Source organism: Streptomyces sp. NPDC047072 (genome assembly GCF_040643855.1).
Classification (GTDB): domain Bacteria; phylum Actinomycetota; class Actinomycetes; order Streptomycetales; family Streptomycetaceae; genus Streptomyces.
The window spans coordinates 36487-53426 of record NZ_JBEYVC010000064.1 but is presented as its reverse complement, the minus strand read 5'-3'; the positions used below and the strand labels follow the sequence as shown (position 1 = coordinate 53426).

Below are 16940 nucleotides of genomic sequence, written 5' to 3'. Positions count from 1 at the left end.
CTGCGCCGTCGGTTCACCGGTGTTCGGGGTTCTCCGCTCCCGGGCGGCAGCCCGCGTCCCACTGCGAGCGCTGGTTGCCGTACGCGGGGACGCCGCCCGCCCGTTTGAGGAGCGCGGCGAGGTGCATCAGGTTCCAGGTCATGAAGCTGGTGTTGCGGTTGGTGAAGTCGTTCTCCGGGCCGCCCGAGCCCGGGTCGAGGTACGACGGTCCGGGGCCGGCCGGTCCGATCCAGCCGGCGTCGGCCTGGGGCGGGATCGTGTAGCCGAGGTGCTGGAGGCTGTAGAGGACGTTCATCGCGCAGTGCTTCACGCCGTCCTCGTTGCCGGTGATCAGACAGCCGCCGACACGGCCGTAATAGGCGTACTGCCCCTGGGAGTTGAGCAGCGAGGAGCAGGCGTAGAGGCGCTCGATCACCCGCTTGGTGACCGAGCTGTTGTCGCCGAGCCAGATCGGGCCGGCCAGGACCAGGATGTCGGCGGCCCTCACCTTCTCGTAGAGGGCGGGCCACTCGTCGGTGGCGAAGCCGTGCTCCGTCATGTCCGGATACACGCCCGGAGCGAGGTCGTGGTCGACGGCGCGGATCTCTGACGTGGTGACACCGCACGACATCATGATCTCCGCGCTCTTGTCGATCAGGCCCTGGGTGTGGCTGAGCTGCGGGGACGGCTTGAGGGTGCAGTTGATGTAGAGGGCGGTGAGGTCGTCGAAGCGGGGCGGGGCGCCGGCGGAGTCTGCTGTCATGGGGGCAGCGTCCCGCACGACGTACGGTTTGTCCCGGTCCGGCGCGGCTCTCCCGCCTTACGGAGTCGTGACGTAAGGGCGCGGCCGTCTCCCGCCCTTGGCCTCGCCTCGACGCGAGCCATACGGCATCACCAGCCACGAAGTGCCGGGAAGCTCGGTCCGGTATGGGCCAACCAGGCCATGTCGTCGACCGCTCAACAGAGGCCCGGTGCTCCAGTCCGTCACCACAGAGCTCCTCTCCGGCCCGACTGTCGATCCACGCCGGCCGATCACCTTTTCCTCCACCGCCGCCCACCACGTCCCCTCCACAGCGGCCGGCGGCAGCAGTACGGTCACCGTGCTGTGTGTGGGCGGCTGTTACCAGTAGAGAGTCCTACAGGGCTCGTCCTCCCCGGACCCGCCTCTGCTGGCGAAAGGGCCCAGGGTCGGTTGTGCCGCAGGCGGGTTTCGAAGCGCCTGGCATACTCAGGCCGTGATGGACGTCGAGGAGTTCTGGGCCCTGATAGACGAGGCGTGCGCCGAAGTAGACGCGCTGGAACCGGACTTCGACGATCGGCCCGAAGCGATCGAGCGCGCGTGCGAGGAGCGGCTTGTGAGCCGCACGCCTGCCGAGATCGTCCAGTTCTCCCTGCGCCAGTGGTCGTTGCGCGACCACGCGTACCGGTACGACCTGTGGGCGGCGGCCTTCCTCATCGAAGGCTGGTGGTCCGACGACGGGTTCATGGACTTCCGTGAGGGCCTCATCTCGCTCGGGCGGCACTGGTACGAGCGCGCGCTCGACGATCCGGACTCTCTCGCCGACCATCCGGCGGTGCGGGACGGCGGGGACGTGCTCATCGGGAACGAGGACTTCAACCAGGTGGCCCACCGGGCCTACCAACGTCTCACCGGTGAGGCGGACGGGCTCGACAAGGCGCTGGAGGCTTCCCCGGAAGCCGGCCCGCTCAGCGCTCTCACCGAGCCGGCCGGAACTCGGTGGGACGTCGCCGATGACGCTGAGATGCGCCGCCGCCTGCCACGCCTCGCCGGAATCTTTCTGGACTGATACTCCGGCGGTGGAACCTGATCACGCTGAAGGAGACGCCGTGCTGGGGTTGTTGGGCTTCTACGACGAACTGGACAACCGTTCCAGCGGGCCGAACGGATCGATACGCGATGCCGTCCAGCCCGTCGGCGAGCCGGACGAGAAGGACCTGGTGGCGTACCTGGACGCCGGCCACGTCCTCATCGACGTCACGGAAGCCGGGCGCGACAGACGCACCATGTTGCGTTGCCGTCCGCGTTCATCGAACACGTCCGCAGCCTGAACCATCAGATGCCCACCATCGCCGTCGCGCAGTTCGCTCCGCACTACGATGCGACGATGCCCCTGGTCGGCTGGTCCTCGGCCGTCCCGTGGTGATCGGCTGCGGCCACGCTCTCGCCTGAACGACGAGCGGTGACCAGCAAGACCCAGTTCGACGCGGCGATGCCGGCCGAGGACCGAAGTCGGCCGCACGGCAGCTGGGGCAGGCCACGCAAACCGCGCAGAACATAGGCGCCAGCCGTTCTCGCCTCGCGGCGGCAGACGGATGGGCAGGTGGCGTTCGACGACCGCACACGCTGTCGTTCGACCGGCCGTCCCGGCGTTGGCCGTTCGCTCATGAGGTCTTGCTCCGCGCCCGGCGGCGCCGGTCTGGCGGCTGTCCACACCGGCGCGCTGGGCGACGACGTCACGCAGGGGCGCCGAGCGGTGGGTGGTCGAGTACCTGGGGCTTGTACTCGACCAGTTGGATGCGGCCGTCGAAGGTGCGGTGTTCAATCATCTCGAGGGCGACGTCCGGGTAGCCGTCGTAGATGCGTTCCTCGCCCGTGGCCCCGGTGATCACCGGGAACATCACGACCCGGAAGCGGTCGACGAGTCCGGCTCGCAGCAGGGACCGGCACAGGCTGATGCTGCCGATCGTGCTGAGGAGCCCCGTGCCGTTCGCCTTCATCGCGCGAACCGCCTCGACGGCGTCGTCGCGGACGAGCCTTGAGTTGGCCCACGTCAGTGGATCCTCGAGTGAGGAGGAGAACACCACCTTGGACGCTTGCGTGAGTTCGTCGACGGACGCCTCTTCTTCGGGCCTGAACTCGTCCTGGCCCTTCGGAACCTCGCCTGCGGCGAAGCCCGACATCAGGCGGTAGGTGTTCGCTCCCATCAGGTAGGTGGCCGCGGGCTGCTCGCCGAGCCACGCGAGGTACTCCGGGCCCTCGAGTCCCCAGAACCCGGGCCACCCCTCTCCTGACGCGTAGCCGTCGAGGGAAGTGATGAAGTCGACGAGAAGCTCCGACATTGCGGCGTCCTTTCTTCGGGTGTCACGAGCTTGGACCGCCCGGGAGCCACGAACTCATCGGCCGCGCTGTGGAAAAGCGAGAAAACCCATCACGCTGCAGCCGATCGGGGCGGCGGAGCGGCACTGCCGCAGGGCCTGTACCAGCTGGGCGACGGATCGCGCGCCGATAGCGCACCGAGCTGGCACTAGCACTCGTCAAGGACACCGGGAGTGTCGTGCAGGATCACGCTCTGATCTATCGGAACGCGTCCCATGTTGATGTCATGCATCGGTGATGTCTGATCGCCCATGCCGAAGGCGATACCGAACAGCAGCTTGAGCTCCTGGGGGACGCCGAGGGACCTGCGCACCGTGTCGGCGTAGACACCGAGGACGGCCTGCGGGATGCCGCGGTATCCGCGTGCGGTCAATGAGAGCAGGAAGTTCTGGGCGTACATGCCGATGTCCCCGGCGGTTCGTACCCCGTCGCCGAGCACCGGCATGAAGAGGAGGGCGACGTGCGGCGCTCCGTAGAATCTCAGGTTCTCGCGGATGACCTCCTTCCTGCCCTCATGGTCCGAGCGTTCGACGCCACGGGCGCCGTAGACGATGGCCGCGTGCTGGTGCGACCGCTCCCGGTAGGTGCCTTCGCCGTAGCCGGAGGTGAAGTCGGGCGAGGGCCGGTCCTCGTCGTACGCCATGAGGAGTTCCTGGCTCAGGGCCTTCCGTGCCGCGCCGGAGACGATGTGGACATTCCACGGTTGGGTGTTGCTGTTCGAGGGGGCTGTCTGCGCGTCTTCCAGAACACCGCGGATGTCGGTGGCGGGCAGTGGGGTGGGCAGGAACTGCCGGGGGGAGTGCCGGATCCGCGCCAGGTCGGTGAAGAAAGAGGCGGTGGTGGGCAAAACGAGGTCCTTCGAAAGTGTTCGGTCCGGTTGTGGCCGCGTCAGCCGGACGACCTGGCCGATGAGACGGGGCACGAGCGCCCGGGTCGGCAGGACGCGTGCCCCGGCGCTCCGTACGAAAGGAGCTGCCGGGGGTCTCGTATGTAAAAGGAGCGGGCCGACTGCCGGCGCAGCCTGGTCACCTGTGCGCGGCGCGGTTCATCTCGACGACGTCCTCCAGCGTGGGAGCGACGCCGAGGGCGGCGAAGCGCTCCCCCATCGTCTCCCTGACCGCCGTGTCCTTGACGCGATCGGCCGCGGCCAGGGCCGCCGGCAGCTCGTCCAGGGTCAGTTCGGTGCAGTACGCGGGGCCCATCGGCTGCTGGCGCCAGGAGTCGGCCAGCGCTCCCGCGTCGTAGGGGTCGAATCCGGTGGCGTCCACCAGACGCATGGCCACGCGCTTCGCCTCCTCGGAATCGCCCGCGACCGGGATGGCGATACGGCCCGGGGTGCCCGCCGGGACGCCCTTCGTCCGCTGGGTCTCGGCCAGGGCGGCGTTCCAAGCCTTGACCACGGGGCGGCCGAGGAGCTCGGAGGTGTACACGCTCTCTATGGCTCCGGCCTCCACTGCCTCGATCCGGCCGCTCAGGTGCGGGTAGTAGTTGGAGGTGTCGATCACCACCGTCCCGGCGGGAACGGAGGCGAACAGATCGGCCAGCTGTCCCGACACCCCGAAGGGGATGGCCAGGATGACGGCCTCCCTGTCCTTGACGGCGTCCTCGAGAGCCACGGCGCGGGCGCCGGTCTCCAGCACGTCGGCCGCGACGGCCTCACGACCGCGGGCGTCGGCCACCTGGACGTCGTGACCGGCTGCGCTGAGCTTGCGCGCGAGATTGCCGCCGATCGCTCCGGCACCGATAACAGAAATTTTCATGATTTGTCCTTCCGATAGGCGCACCGCTCCCAGGGCGGGGCGATGCGATCACTGCGAGGCCGCGGAATGGCATGCGGGAAAGGGGCCGGGATATCCCCCGGCCGGGGCTTACGCCTCGGCGTTCCGTTCGCGGTAGCCGTCGGCGATGAGCGCGCGGACGCGGTCCAGCGACTCCTCCTCCGCGGCACCGGCACCCTTGAGCCAGGCGACGGAGATGGCCGCGAGGAACAGGTCGTACCCCTTCACCGAAGCGCGCACGTGCCCCGTCCGCTGAGCGGCCCGCACGTACTCCTCGGTGGCGGAGATGACGGTGTCACAGGGGAGCGTGAGCGGGTTGTCGGGATCCTGCGCCCTGGCCGCGGCCATGAGCGGCTCCGGCAGCCCGCTGAACGCGCTGAAGTACTCCTCCAGCGCGCGCAGCCACTGCTCCAGCGCCTTGTCGGCGTCGCCGAGGCGGGCGATCTCCCCCTGGCGCGCCACCAGCTCTTCGGAGCGCGTCTGCAGTACGGCCGCCAGCAGCGTCTCCCGGGTGGGGAAGTGCCGGTACAAGGTGCCGGGGCCGACGCCCGCCTCCTTGGCCACCGCCTCCAGGGACGTACCGACCCCGTACTTCAGGAAGTGACGCTGCGCCGCTTCCAGGAGGGCCACACGGTTGCGCTGGACGTCCGCACGGGGCTTGCGCTCCTGCTGTCCACTGGCGCTCATTGGCCCTCCTGGTCACGCGATCCCGCGACTTCGACAAAACGGAGGCTACCTCCGTACTGCTTCCACAGTAAAACGGAGGCAGCATCCGGTCAAGCTGGAGACGTCACGGCTCGAGAGTCCGGGATGACTGGGCTGGGTCGCGGAAGGCTCGCCCGCCGGGCCACGCGGGCCGTCGTCGCGCCGCGCCCGGGACCGAGACCGGAACCGGGCCACCCCTGCCGATCGTAATATTATGGCCGTCAGATCACAGACTAGGCTGGGATGCCGGGCAACGGGCACACGGAGTGATGGGAAGAGGCTTGTGGCGCGCTACGCCAAGGAGCACAAGCAGGTCACGCGGCAACGGATCATCGAGCGGGCCGGCCGCCGTTTCAAACAGGACGGGATCGACGGGTCAGGCATCTCCACGCTGATGTCGGACGCAGGGCTCACCAACGGAGCCTTCTACGCCCACTTCGCCTCCAAGGACGATCTGGTCGCCAGCGTCGTCGCCGAGGAACTGCGCACGCAGGTGGCGAAGTACGACACCCTGCGGCCAGGCCGCCTCGGGCTCGAGGACCTCGTACACGAGTACCTGTCGCCCGCACACCGCGACCAGCCAGGCATGGGATGCCCCTCCGCCGCCCTGCTCGACGAGATCGGCCGCTGCGAAGGCACGACCAGGCAGGCTTACACCGAGGGCGCGCAGGCCATCCTGGACGAGATCGCCGCCCGGCTGGCACCCGACGATCCGCAATCCGCTCGCGGTAAGGCCATCGGGCTGTTCGCCATGATGGTGGGAACGTTGCAGCTGTCCCGCGCGCTCTCCGACCAGGGATCCGCCGACGAGGTCCTCGCACGGGGAATCGAGAACGCGCTCGCGTTCATGCGCTGATACGGCAGTCAATGGCTGCCGGAGTCACGATCGCCCGGTAGATGCTCCGCCCCCTGGACGGCCGCAGCGGCACCGCACGGCACGGCCCTGGAGGACATCGCCGCCCAGCAGGGAGCGCGTCCGCTCAGGCGCTGTCCGAGCGCTCGAGGAACTCGAGGGCTTTCGCCACGAACTGCCCGTGGAACTGGAAGATGCCGCCGTGGCCGGCATCCGGGTAGATCACCAGCTCGGCGTTCGGCAGTCGCCGCGCCAGATCGACCGAGTTCGGCGTCGGCACCATCCTGTCGTTGTCGCCGTTGGCGACGAGCACGGGCTGCTGGACGCCGGACAGGTCATGCGGCCGCTCCAGGCCCCAGCGGTGAATGGCCTTGAGCTGCGCGCCGTACGCGGCGAGGGAGATCGCCTTGTCCCGGCCTTCCGTGCGCTCCTTCAGACGGGCCAGGAACTCCTTTCCGGCTCTCCGCCCGTTGGCGGTGCGCGTGAAGAACAGGAACTGCTTCGGGTCCTGAAGGGTGAACAACGCCCGGAGGGTGTCGAGATGCGACACCCTCGTCACGTTCTTGATGTCCTCGCCGCCCGCCGGACCGGTGCCGGTGAGGATGAGCTTGCGGACGAGTTCCGGATCGGTCTGCACGATCACCTGGGCGATCATGCCGCCCATCGAGAAGCTGAGGATGTCGACGCGGTCGAGTCCGAGGGCCCGGATGAAGGTGACGGCGTCCTTCGCCATTTCCTGGATGGTCTTCGGCGTCGATCCGGTACTGGCACCGACACCCCTGTTGTCGAAGGTGATGACCCGGTGCTCGGCGGCGACGCCGTCCACGACGCGGGGGTCCCAGTTGTCCAGGACCGCGGCGAGGTGGGTGATGAAGACCACCGGAACGCCGGTCCTGGGACCGAGGTCACGGTAGGCGTAGGTCACTCCCCCGACAGTGAGGGTGCGGGTCGGCGCGTTCTGGTACGAGGTCACCACGCCGCCTCGTACATGTTGTGCGTCGTTCATGGTCGTGTCCTTCGGGTTGGGGGGTGCCCGCAGTTCCATGGGGGTCACATCGACGATTAAAGTATGACCGTAATTCCATCAAGCGCAAGCAGGCAGGGCGAACGCGGAGGGAATCCACGACCGAGCATCGGGACGGCGACACCCCCGAAGCCCCACCGGCCCGCCACCTCCCTCCTCGGGGTCGGCGGCCGGGCTGCCGCGATCAGGCGGAGAGGAAGGCCGCCACCTGGGTGGTGAAGGCCTTGGCGTACTGGAAGAGGAACGCGTGGCCGGCGCCGCTGTAGAGGACCAGGGTGACGTGGTCGAGGTGCTGGGCCGCGACGTAGGAGTTGTGGGCGGGGATCATCACGTCGTTCAGGCCGTTGGCGTAGAGGACGGGCTGCTTGATGGCCTCGAGTTCCGCCCGCACCTCGTCGAAGGGAGCCGTCAGGAGTTGGCCGGCCGCGGCGAGCATGCCCTGTGCGGCCGCTTCGGAGACCGCGGGACCGCCGGCGGCGAGACGGGTCGCGACGTGTTCGAAGTGCTCCTTTCCGGCGGCACGGGCCGCGTCCGTCTCGGGATAGAAGAGGTACAGCATGTCCTCCAGGTCCGGATCGGACTTGGCCATGATGCCCAGGACCCTCTCGCTGAAGGGCGGCGCCCCGGGCACCCAGCCGGCCGGACCACTGCCTGCCACGACGAGCTTGCGGACCAGTTCGGGGCGGCGCACGGCCACGCGCTGGGCCACGATGCCACCCAGGGACCAGCCCAGCAGGTCGACCTGCGAGAGGCCGAGTGCGTCGATGAACTCGATGGCGCCCTGCGCGAACCCCTCCAGTGAGTCGTGCGGTTCGCCGCTGCTGTAACCGACCCCGACGTTGTCGAAAACGATCACATCGTGGTCGGCGGCCAGGTAGTCCAGGAACTCCGGGTCCCACCAGTCGATGGTGCCGCGGAAGCGGTTCAGCAGGACCAGCGGGACACCACCCTGCGGACCTGTCCGCCGGTAGGTGAAGCGCGCGGAGGGGCCCTCGACGGTGAGGTCCTCGGCCTTGTCTGCCAGATACGTGCTCATGCTGTTCCCCTTCTTGGTGGCGGGTGCGTGAGAGTGCGGATGCCTGCTCGAGCGACACCCCGAAGATCGCGAGGCGTTCGGAAGTGCCGGCAGGAGAGCCCTGGTGAAGGAGGCGACAACCGCACGAGCGATTAGATTACGTTCGTAAGACAATAGGATCGACACAAGGGGCCGGGCAAGTCCCTGCGGCGACCATGCACAGGCCCGTCCGGAGAGCGAGGAAACATCTCGTGCGATACGGGAACGAGCACAAGCAGGCGACGAGACAGCGGATCATCGAGGCGGCCGGCCGCCGGTTCAAGCGGGACGGCATCGACGGATCAGGCGTCTCGACGCTGATGAAGGACGCAGGCCTGACCAACGGCGCCTTCTACACCCACTTCGCTTCCAAGGACGAGCTCGTGGCCACCGCCGTCACCGACCAGTTGCAGACCCAGAATGCGAGCGTCGCCACCCAGGTGGCTCCCGGTCGTGCCGGAATCGAACAGATCGTGCGGTGGTACCTGTCCCCCACACATCGGGACACTCGCGACGAGGGCTGCCCCTCCGCCGCCCTGCTCGACGAGATCGGGCGCTGCCCGGACGCGACCAGGCAGGCTTACACGGAGGGGGTGCTGACCGTCGCCGACGGCATCGCCGCCCGCCTCGCACCCGACGACCCGCTGTCGGTGCGCACGATGACGCTCACGGCCTACGCCATGATGGCCGGGACGCTACAGCTCTCCCGAGCCCTCACCGACCGGCAACTTGCCGACAGAGTCCTCGATCAGGGTGTCCAGAACGCCCTCGCGCTGCTGGGCGTCGCCGAGCCCGGGTGCGCCGCAACCGCGAGCTGACGAACACCGCCGGACGGCCACGCCGCCCGCCTCCCAAGTGGAACCGGCCCACGGACCGCCACGGAACCCAGGGGGCCGACCGTCCACAAGCGGCCGCGCCGCGAGGTTCCCTCGCGCGTCCACCGCCGGCGCACTCACTTGCCGAGGAATGGACCGAGTTGCGATCCATCGGCCCACCCCTTTAGCATTACGGTCGTAATTCAATGGCTCGGCGACGCCCCCTGGGTCCGCCTGCGGAAAGAAACGGAGAAGCCGATGAGGGCCTTCCTGGTCGACCGCTACGGCAGCCGGGGCGGCCTGCGTGTCGGTGAGGTGCCGGACCCGGAGGTGGGCGCGAACGACGTACTGGTCCGAGTTCGTGCCGCGAGCGTCAACCCGCTCGACCTGATGATCCGGGCCGGGAAGATGAAGGCGGTCCTGCCGTACCGCCTCCCGCTCATCCTGGGCAACGACCTGGCCGGGACCGTCGTAAGGGTGGGCGCGGCCGTCACGCGGTTCGCCGTGGGCGACGAGGTCTACGCACGGCCCGGCAAGGACCGCATCGGCACGTTCGCCGAGTTCATCGCGGTGCACCAGGACGACCTGGCGATCAAGCCGGCCACGCTGAGCATGGAGGAGGCCGCGTCCCTTCCTCTGGTCGCCCTGACCTCGTGGCAGGTGCTGGTCGAGCGAGCCCGCGTCCAGCCGGGCCAGAAGGTCCTCATCCATGCCGGCTCGGGCGGCCTGGGCACGATCGCCATCCAGCTGGCGAAACAGCTGGGTGCGCAGGTGGCCACCACCACGAGCACGGGCAACGTCGACGTGGTGAAGAGTCTGGGCGCGGACGTCGTCGTCGACTACAAGACGCAGGCGTTCGAGACGGTCCTGCACGACTACGACGTGGTCCTCGACGCGCTCGGTGGCGAGACCCTGAAGAAATCACTCGACGTGCTCAGGCCAGGCGGAAAGGTCATCAGCGTCGCGGGCCCTCCCGACGCCGCTTTCGGCAGGGAGCTGGGTGCGAATCCGCTCATCCGGCTGGCGATGTCGGCGCTGAGCTTCCCGATCCGACGGCGCGCCCGGCGACGCGGCGTCACGTATTCGTTTCTGTTCATGAAGGCCGACGGCGACCAACTGCGCGAGTTCACCGCGCTGATCGACGCCGGGGAGATCCGGCCCGTCATCGACGCCGTCTTCCCCTTCGAATCGACTCCGGAAGCACTGGAGTACGTCGCGGCCGGACGTGCGAAGGCCGGAAAGGTCGTCGTACAGATGAGGTGAGGCGCCGGCTTCCTTCCGGGTCCCCGCCGACCAGAACTCAGCGAAAGCCGCACGTCGTTGTGCGCTTGATCAAACCCCCAGGAGCTCATGATGGCCACGAAACGACCTGTAGCACTCGTGACAGGCGCGTCCTCCGGCATCGGAGAGGCCACGGCCCTCGCCCTTGTCGAAGCGGGTTTCGAGGTGATCGGAACCAGCCGGAACACCTCGAAGGTCGCCCCTCGCGACGGCGTGACCTTCCTCGACCTCGACGTGAGCAGTGACGCCTCGGTCGCCACGCTCGTCCAGCAGGTCGTCGATCGGTTCGGCCGGATCGACGTCCTGGTCAACAACGCCGGGATCGGTTCGTCGGGCGCCACCGAGGAAAGCTCCCTGGCGCAGCACCAGCACGTCTTCGACATCAACGTCTTCGGCGTCGTCCGCATGACGAAGGCCGTCCTGCCCCACATGCGCGCGCAGGGCGGTGGTCGCATCATCAACCTGTCGTCGATCTACGGCTTCATCCCTCAGCCGTACATGTCCGCGTACATCGCGTCCAAGCACGCGGTCGAGGGCTATTCCGAGTCCGTGGACCACGAGGTCCGTGAGTTCGGCGTGCGGGTCCTGCTCGTCCAGCCGGGCGGGACCAACACCGCGTTCGAGGGCAACCTCGTAAAGCCCGACACGCCGCTGCCGGCCTACGCGCGACAGCGGCGTGTCGTCGACCAAGCGGTTGCGCAGGCGGTCACCGGCGGCGACGCCCCCGCTGTCGTGGCCCGGGCCATCGTCACGGCGGCCACCGCACACAAGCCGCGGCTGCGCTCCACCGCCGGCCCGTTCGCCCGGCGCCTGAGCCTGCTGCGCCGCATCGCCCCCACCCGGGTCTTCGACCAGCAGATCCGCAAGTTCAACAGGCTGGCGGCTTGAAAGGGCGGTAAAGCCGGATTCCTGCTGATGGTCTGAGAGCGGTCAGAGGTCAGGGACCCCCGATCAACGCTGACGACACGCTCGAGCCCTCCTCGGCTTCACCACCGCGGCGGCCGGAGGTGATCTCGTCGATGACATGGCGGAGGAATCCGGCCGCGCTGCCGCCGTCGCAGACGCGGTGGTCGAAGGTCAGGGACAGGTGGATGACCTTGCGTACCTCCACGCGGCCGTTCACCGCCCAGGGGCGGTCCAGGATCCGGCCGACGCCGAGCATGGCCGTCTGGGGGTGGTTGAGGAGCGGGGTGGCGCCGTCGACGCCGAGGACCCCGTAGTTGTTGAGGGTGAAGGTGCCGCCGGTGGTGTGTTCGGCGGGGAGCGGGCCGCGCCGGGCGATGTCGGTCAGTCGGCGCAATTCGTCCACGAGGTCGTCGAACGGCAACCGGTCGGCGTCCCGTAGCACGGGGACGACCAGGCCGTGATCCGTCTGTGCGGCGAAGCCGAGGTGGACCCGCGGCATGCGGACGAGCTCCCCGCGAGCGGCGTCCACCCTGGCGTTCAATGCCGGGAACGCGGCCAGGGCGCCGAGGCAGGCCCGGGCCAGCAGGGGCAGTACGCCCGTGTCCCGGGCCGTGCGGGCGGCGAGCAGGCCGGTGGCGTCGGCGTCGGCCCAAATGGTGACGGCGGGTATGTCGCGGTGCGCGCGGACGAACTTCTCGGCGGTGGCGTCCAGAGGCGTACGGGTGTCCAGGTGGGGCGCTTCCGCTGCCGGGTGGTTCCCGTTCACGGCCGTACTGCGGCGAGAACCCGGTGTCGCGGTCCTCCCGAGACCGGGCCCCGCGCCTGTCCCGTATCCGGTGAGGACCGCGCCCGAGCCGCCCACGGGTTCCGGCGCTTCCCGGGACACCGACAGCAGTGGGGCGCCCACCCTCACGATCTCGCCGGAGGCGCAGTGCAGGGCCGTCACGGTCCCGGCGTAGGGACTCGGCAGGCTCACGAGGGACTTGGCGGTCTCCACTTCCGCGATGCTCTGGTCGTGCGCGATCTCATCGCCCACGGCGACCAGCCACTCCACCAGTTCGGCCTCGGCCAACCCCTCCCCCAGATCGGGCAGATGGAAGGTTCCGACGGAGGCGGCCGTCCCCGGCCGCCGTCATCGGCGCCGCCCTGCGCGCCCGCGGTCTGCCGTCCCTACGGCTGCGGGAGCTGTACCGGCACCCGACCGTGCGGGAGACGGCGGCGGTTCTCGGGGGCGCGGACGAGTGACCCCGGAGGTGTCGGGAAGCGGTCGCTCTCCGGCTCGATAGGGTGTGCGCTCGTCGGTGATCGACTGTGGGCGGCTGGGGAGCCGTTGGGGAGGGGCTGGTTGTGGGCAGGATGCCCGGCGTTTTCACGCTGCCCAGAATGCTGCGGCACTTCGCGGCGACCGGTGACGGGCTGCCGCCGGACGGGGCGGTGGAGGTGGACGCGCCGGATGCCGGTCTGCGGGCCGCGCTGTCCGCGGCGCGCTCGGGAGACTGGGAGCCGGCAGCGGAGTTGCTGGCGCGGACGCGCGCCGAGGCGGACTGGGAGCGAAGGGGCCGCTGCAGCGCGGGACTCGCCGAACTCGCCCTGCACCACACCGGATGGTTCGACGAGTGGCGGCGTATGCGCCCCGGCGACCCCGACGCCGCCCTGGTCTCCGCCGAGTTGGAGATCGACCGCGCCTGGGAGATCCGTACCGCCGCGCGTGCCCGGCATGTGTCGCGGGAGCAGTTCCAGGCGTTCCACACCGTCCTGCACGACGCGAGACCGGTCCTGAGTACGGCCGCCGATCTCAACCCCGGGGACCCTGTCCCCTGGCGGGTGCTCATCGCGCACGCCATGGGAGTCGGTGCCGCGCGCGACGTGTTCGAGGAATACCTGGCTCGGGGCCGCGCGGCGGATCCGCATCACCTGGGACTGCATGCCCGGGCGGTGCAGTACCTGGCGCAGAAGTGGTACGGCTCGCACGAGGAGATGTTCGCGTTCGCCGAGTCGGCCGCCGCCGCAGCCCCCGAGGGGTCCCCGCTGCGCGGTCTGCCCCTGCACGCGGTCACCGAGTACGCGCTGGAGCACGAGGCGGGGATCGGGAAGGGGCCGGTGGCCTGGTCCCGGATCGAGGGCCTCGTCGAGGCGGGACGGGAACTGTCGGCGCGGTTCGAGCCGGGTGACCCGCGGGCGGCGGACTTCCGTAATCACCTCGCGCTCGCGCTGATCCGCTCCGACCGTGAGCCCGAGGCACTGGAGATGTTCCGGCTCATCGGTACCGACGCGCGCACGTTCCCGTGGGCCTACCTGGGCGATCCCCGGGAGACGTTCCTGCTGATACGCCAGGGAGTGCGCGCCCATGTCGCCCGCCGGACGCCGTACTTCGGCGGCTCCGTGCCCGGGCCGGCTGCGGTCGGCCCGTCGGGGCCGGTGGACCCGTCGACCGGCACCACGACTCCCGCCGCCGCCCCGGCCATCGCTCACGCCGGTGCGCCGCTGAGCGCAGTCCGCGAGGCCGTTCTGATCACCGGCACGACCCTGCGTCTCGCGCCCGCGGCCGGAGGCGGCACGTTCGTCGAGACGGCGCCCTCGGCCGACCCGCCCGGGCGGCGCAAGGGCATGCGGACCACGCTGCTCGGGGAAGGCGGACTGGCGCGCCTGGCGACCACGTTCAGCCGGGGCGAGAAATGGCCGGTCCTGGTCGCGGCCAAGGAGGGAGCCGACTACACACTCCGGCTCTACCGCGACGGCCGGCAGGTGACTGCCCACGTGTGGTGGGAGGACCCCGCCGAGATGCCGACGCAGCAGGAGGCGGCGGAGCGCGCATCCGCGCTGACGACGGCCTACGGGAAGCCGGACCCCCGGCCCCTGGCAGCCGCGTTGCGCGGCACCGGAGATCCACGCGACCACCTCGACGAAGCCTTCACCGCGCTGGGCCTGCCGGCCCTCCCCGCCGGCTTCGGGCACCGGCCCGAGCCCTTGGCCGAGGCGCGGGGCGCGCAGCTGGTGGAGCGGCGGTCCTTCCTGCGCGCCGTCAAGGAGTCGCTGAGCGACGGGAGTTCCGGCGGTGAACTGCCGCCCTTGTCGTGAGCCGGTCGCCGTCATCGACGCAGCAGGGGGCTCGCGGTCGCGGTCGATCGGCGTACGCGTCAGTCGGCCCGAAGACCGACCGCCAGCGTCAGTTCAAGGACCCGGTGCGGCGATGCGAGATCCGGGAACAGCTCCCGCAGCTGCGCCATCCGGTACCGGACGGTCTGGGGATGGACGAACAGCGCCGCCGCCACCTCCTCGCGCCTGCCCTGGTGCAGCAGCCACTCCCTGAGCGTCTCCTCCAGCCGCCGTGCGGTCGCGGCGGGCAGGGTCCGCAGCGGTGCGAGGGCGCGGGCCCGAAGGTCCGCGAACGCGTCGGCGTCGGCGCTCAGCACCAGCTCGGGCAGGTGGTCCTCGGTGTCGCGGATGTCGGAGGAGAGGGAGCGCGCGCGTGCGGCCCGTGCGTACGAGGCGGACGCACGGGTCCACGGCCGGGCCGGGCCGACCACGGCGGTCCGGTCGGTCAGCTGCCGCAGGAGGTGTGACCGGTCGGCGTCCGGGACGAGGAGCACACCGGTGGCGTCGGGCAGATCGTCGAGGACGAGGGTGCTGGGGTCGAGCGTGCGGTGGGCTGGCCGGGCCTGGCCGGCGGGCAGCAGGACCGCGGTCAGTGAAACCGGAGCCTGCCACCCGGCCCGTTGGGCGGAGACCAGCAGCACGTCCGGGCTCGCGCCGGCGAGCAGGTCGCGGGCCAGCTGTTCCAGATGGCGCTCGTGGGCCCGGCCCCGGGCGGCCAGTTCGTCGGCGTGGCCCGCCGCGCTCGCGGCGGAGAGCTCGTCGATGTAGGCGAAGGTCAGCTCGGCGAACTTGGCGACCTCGGAGGCGGGCAGGCCCGCGGGTACGGCGCCGGCCGCCAGGCAGCGCCAGGCCACGCGGGCGCCGACGCGGTAGGCGCTGAGCAGGGCGTCCATCGAACGGCCGTCGCGTACCTCGCCGCGGCCCAGTTCGTAGGCCGCGTCACCGGCGTCGCCGCCTGCGGCGTTCCCGCTCGCGAGGTCCAGGTAGTGCCCCAGGGCGGTGCGGACGGCCCGGCGGATGGTGGCGCCCATGTGGCCCGACAGGGCGTTGGTGTACGGAGGGACCTCGTCGATGATCGCCTGGACGACCTCATCGGCGGTGGTCGTCAGCGCCGCCCTCAGCACGGTGACCGTCGTCTCATCCAGGGCCAGTTCGCTGGCCCTCCGGATTGCATGGCTCACGTCTCTGTTCCCTGCGAACAATTCGACCGACCAGATTCACATCCTGCGGTCAGGACTTTACGCCCTGCGGCGCAGCAAGCTGGAGTCATGACGAGTACAGCCCTGCGCAGCAGGGCGTGGAAACTGCTGGAGATGGTCACGACGCCACTGCTGCCGTCGGACTACCTCGACCTGGTCAGTCCGCTGCGCGCGGGCGCCGACCTGCGGGGACGCATCGAGGCCGTGCGCCCCGAGACGGATGACGCCGCGACCCTCGTGATCAGACCGGGGCGGGGCTGGCGCGGCCACACGGCCGGTCAGTACGTGCGGGTCGGGGTCGACGTCGACGGGGTGCGCCTGTGGCGTGCCTACTCCCTCACCTCGCCGACGAACCGCCGGGACGGGCGCGTCACGATCACCGTGAAGGCGATCCCCGACGGCAAGGTCAGCAACCACCTGGTCCGCAGGGCGAAACCCGGCACGCTGATCCAGCTCGACCAGGCGACCGGTGACTTCGTGCTGCCGCGGGCCAAGCCCGCCAAGGTGCTCTACCTGACGGCCGGAAGCGGCATCACGCCCGTGATGGGCATGCTGCGCGACACCGAGTTCGACGACGTCGTCATGGTCCACTCCGCGCCCCAGCCGCGCGATGTGATCTTCCGCAGCGAGCTGCACGACCTGGTCGCGGCCAAGAAGCTGCGGCTCACCGAGGTGCACACCGACACGGACGGCGTGCTCGACATCGCCCGTCTCGACGCGCTCGTGCCCGACTGGGCCGAGCGCGAGACCTGGGCCTGCGGGCCCGCGGGTCTGCTCGACGCCGCCGAGAAGCACTGGAGCGAGCACGGCGTCCCGGAGCGCCTGCACACCGAACGCTTCCGCCCCAGTGTCGTCGCCACCGGTGACGGCGGCGAGGTCACGTTCAGCACCACCGGCAAGAGTGTGGACGCGGACGGCGCCACGCCGTTGCTGGACGTCGGCGAGGAGGCCGGCGTGCTCATGCCCTCCGGCTGCCGTATGGGCATCTGCTTCGGCTGTGCCACTCCACTCAAGGCGGGCGCCGTCCGCGACCTGCGCACCGGCGAGCTCACCGAGGCCGAGCCGGGCGTCCTCATCCAGACCTGCGTGTCCGCCGCGGCGGGCCCCTGCGACATCGAACGGTAGGAACCCC

At 69.9% G+C, this 16940-nt stretch carries 17 protein-coding genes; 8 read left to right on the top strand and 9 right to left on the bottom strand.

Annotated features, from left to right (window positions below; translation table 11 throughout):
• Window positions 1-13 precede the first annotated feature (13 nt).
• On the bottom strand, window positions 14-742 hold the full coding sequence (locus ABZ896_RS25775) for a flavodoxin family protein (protein ID WP_360933591.1): 729 nt from the start codon (window positions 740-742) through the stop codon (window positions 14-16).
• 475 nt (window positions 743-1217) lie between these two features.
• On the opposite strand from ABZ896_RS25775, the gene ABZ896_RS25770 reads away from it, so the two are divergent.
• The gene (locus ABZ896_RS25770; protein WP_360933597.1) at window positions 1218-1787 is read left to right on the top strand and encodes a DUF4240 domain-containing protein; all 570 of its coding nucleotides are present in this window, start codon (window positions 1218-1220) and stop codon (window positions 1785-1787) included.
• A 40-nt stretch (window positions 1788-1827) separates the two neighbouring features.
• Window positions 1828-2049 carry a hypothetical protein gene (locus ABZ896_RS25765; RefSeq protein ID WP_360933589.1) on the top strand — a complete coding sequence of 74 codons (222 nt, stop codon included), beginning with the start codon at window positions 1828-1830 and terminating at the stop codon, window positions 2047-2049.
• A 405-nt stretch (window positions 2050-2454) separates the two neighbouring features.
• Here ABZ896_RS25765 and ABZ896_RS25760 read toward each other — a convergent pair whose 3' ends face one another.
• From ABZ896_RS25760 to ABZ896_RS25745, 4 genes are all read right to left on the bottom strand, one after another.
• Entirely contained in the window at window positions 2455-3060 is a 606-nt protein-coding gene (locus tag ABZ896_RS25760; RefSeq protein WP_360933586.1) for a dihydrofolate reductase family protein, read from the bottom strand.
• 185 nt (window positions 3061-3245) lie between these two features.
• Window positions 3246-3944 carry a nitroreductase gene (locus ABZ896_RS25755; protein WP_360933583.1) on the bottom strand — a complete coding sequence of 233 codons (699 nt, stop codon included), beginning with the start codon at window positions 3942-3944 and terminating at the stop codon, window positions 3246-3248.
• A 178-nt stretch (window positions 3945-4122) separates the two neighbouring features.
• Entirely contained in the window at window positions 4123-4857 is a 735-nt protein-coding gene (locus ABZ896_RS25750) for an NAD(P)-binding domain-containing protein (protein ID WP_360933580.1), read from the bottom strand.
• Between the two features lie 108 nt (window positions 4858-4965).
• Window positions 4966-5562, bottom strand: a complete 597-nt coding sequence (locus ABZ896_RS25745; protein ID WP_360933577.1) for a TetR/AcrR family transcriptional regulator — start codon at window positions 5560-5562, stop codon at window positions 4966-4968.
• Window positions 5563-5863: 301 nt separating this feature from the next.
• Here ABZ896_RS25745 and ABZ896_RS25740 point away from each other — a divergent pair, with 301 nt between their 5' ends.
• A complete protein-coding gene (locus tag ABZ896_RS25740; protein ID WP_360933574.1) occupies window positions 5864-6436 on the top strand; it encodes a TetR family transcriptional regulator in 573 nt (190 codons plus the stop codon).
• 124 nt (window positions 6437-6560) lie between these two features.
• Here the strand turns inward: ABZ896_RS25740 and ABZ896_RS25735 are convergent, their stop codons facing one another.
• Complete coding sequence (locus ABZ896_RS25735; protein WP_360933571.1) at window positions 6561-7439, bottom strand: alpha/beta hydrolase; 879 nt, start codon at window positions 7437-7439, stop codon at window positions 6561-6563.
• Between the two features lie 202 nt (window positions 7440-7641).
• Window positions 7642-8493, bottom strand: a complete 852-nt coding sequence (locus ABZ896_RS25730) for an alpha/beta hydrolase (RefSeq protein WP_360933568.1) — start codon at window positions 8491-8493, stop codon at window positions 7642-7644.
• A gap of 194 nt (window positions 8494-8687) precedes the next feature.
• Here ABZ896_RS25730 and ABZ896_RS25725 point away from each other — a divergent pair, with 194 nt between their 5' ends.
• The 3 genes from ABZ896_RS25725 to ABZ896_RS25715 all read left to right on the top strand — a co-directional run bounded on the left by ABZ896_RS25725 (window position 8688) and on the right by ABZ896_RS25715 (window position 11495).
• Complete coding sequence (locus tag ABZ896_RS25725) at window positions 8688-9329, top strand: TetR/AcrR family transcriptional regulator (protein WP_360933565.1); 642 nt, start codon at window positions 8688-8690, stop codon at window positions 9327-9329.
• A 255-nt stretch (window positions 9330-9584) separates the two neighbouring features.
• On the top strand, window positions 9585-10589 hold the full coding sequence (locus ABZ896_RS25720; protein WP_360933562.1) for an NADP-dependent oxidoreductase: 1005 nt from the start codon (window positions 9585-9587) through the stop codon (window positions 10587-10589).
• Between the two features lie 90 nt (window positions 10590-10679).
• The gene (locus ABZ896_RS25715; RefSeq protein ID WP_360933559.1) at window positions 10680-11495 is read left to right on the top strand and encodes an oxidoreductase; all 816 of its coding nucleotides are present in this window, start codon (window positions 10680-10682) and stop codon (window positions 11493-11495) included.
• 49 nt (window positions 11496-11544) lie between these two features.
• Here ABZ896_RS25715 and ABZ896_RS25710 read toward each other — a convergent pair whose 3' ends face one another.
• Window positions 11545-12606 (bottom strand): dihydrolipoamide acetyltransferase family protein, encoded by a 1062-nt coding sequence (locus ABZ896_RS25710; RefSeq protein ID WP_360933594.1) that lies wholly within the window; start codon window positions 12604-12606, stop codon window positions 11545-11547.
• 290 nt (window positions 12607-12896) lie between these two features.
• Here ABZ896_RS25710 and ABZ896_RS25705 point away from each other — a divergent pair, with 290 nt between their 5' ends.
• On the top strand, window positions 12897-14591 hold the full coding sequence (locus ABZ896_RS25705; RefSeq protein WP_360933556.1) for a hypothetical protein: 1695 nt from the start codon (window positions 12897-12899) through the stop codon (window positions 14589-14591).
• Between the two features lie 59 nt (window positions 14592-14650).
• Here the strand turns inward: ABZ896_RS25705 and ABZ896_RS25700 are convergent, their stop codons facing one another.
• Complete coding sequence (locus ABZ896_RS25700) at window positions 14651-15790, bottom strand: helix-turn-helix domain-containing protein (protein WP_360933553.1); 1140 nt, start codon at window positions 15788-15790, stop codon at window positions 14651-14653.
• A gap of 87 nt (window positions 15791-15877) precedes the next feature.
• On the opposite strand from ABZ896_RS25700, the gene ABZ896_RS25695 reads away from it, so the two are divergent.
• Window positions 15878-16933, top strand: a complete 1056-nt coding sequence (locus ABZ896_RS25695) for a ferredoxin reductase (protein WP_360933550.1) — start codon at window positions 15878-15880, stop codon at window positions 16931-16933.
• Window positions 16934-16940: the final 7 nt, after the last annotated feature.

Bases quoted from the DNA above. Each gene is read 5' to 3' on its own strand.
- ABZ896_RS25750 (WP_360933580.1), bottom strand. From the start codon at position 4,857: ATGAAAATTTCTGTTATCGGTGCCGGAGCGATCGGCGGCAATCTCGCG.
- ABZ896_RS25760 (WP_360933586.1), bottom strand. From the start codon at position 3,060: ATGTCGGAGCTTCTCGTCGACTTCATCACTTCCCTCGACGGCTACGCG.
- ABZ896_RS25730 (WP_360933568.1), bottom strand. From the start codon at position 8,493: ATGAGCACGTATCTGGCAGACAAGGCCGAGGACCTCACCGTCGAGGGC.
- ABZ896_RS25770 (WP_360933597.1), top strand. From the start codon at position 1,218: ATGGACGTCGAGGAGTTCTGGGCCCTGATAGACGAGGCGTGCGCCGAA.
- ABZ896_RS25695 (WP_360933550.1), top strand. From the start codon at position 15,878: ATGACGAGTACAGCCCTGCGCAGCAGGGCGTGGAAACTGCTGGAGATG.
- ABZ896_RS25705 (WP_360933556.1), top strand. From the start codon at position 12,897: ATGCTGCGGCACTTCGCGGCGACCGGTGACGGGCTGCCGCCGGACGGG.
- ABZ896_RS25725 (WP_360933565.1), top strand. From the start codon at position 8,688: ATGCACAGGCCCGTCCGGAGAGCGAGGAAACATCTCGTGCGATACGGG.
- ABZ896_RS25735 (WP_360933571.1), bottom strand. From the start codon at position 7,439: ATGAACGACGCACAACATGTACGAGGCGGCGTGGTGACCTCGTACCAG.
- ABZ896_RS25775 (WP_360933591.1), bottom strand. From the start codon at position 742: ATGACAGCAGACTCCGCCGGCGCCCCGCCCCGCTTCGACGACCTCACC.
- ABZ896_RS25715 (WP_360933559.1), top strand. From the start codon at position 10,680: ATGGCCACGAAACGACCTGTAGCACTCGTGACAGGCGCGTCCTCCGGC.
- ABZ896_RS25745 (WP_360933577.1), bottom strand. From the start codon at position 5,562: ATGAGCGCCAGTGGACAGCAGGAGCGCAAGCCCCGTGCGGACGTCCAG.
- ABZ896_RS25720 (WP_360933562.1), top strand. From the start codon at position 9,585: ATGAGGGCCTTCCTGGTCGACCGCTACGGCAGCCGGGGCGGCCTGCGT.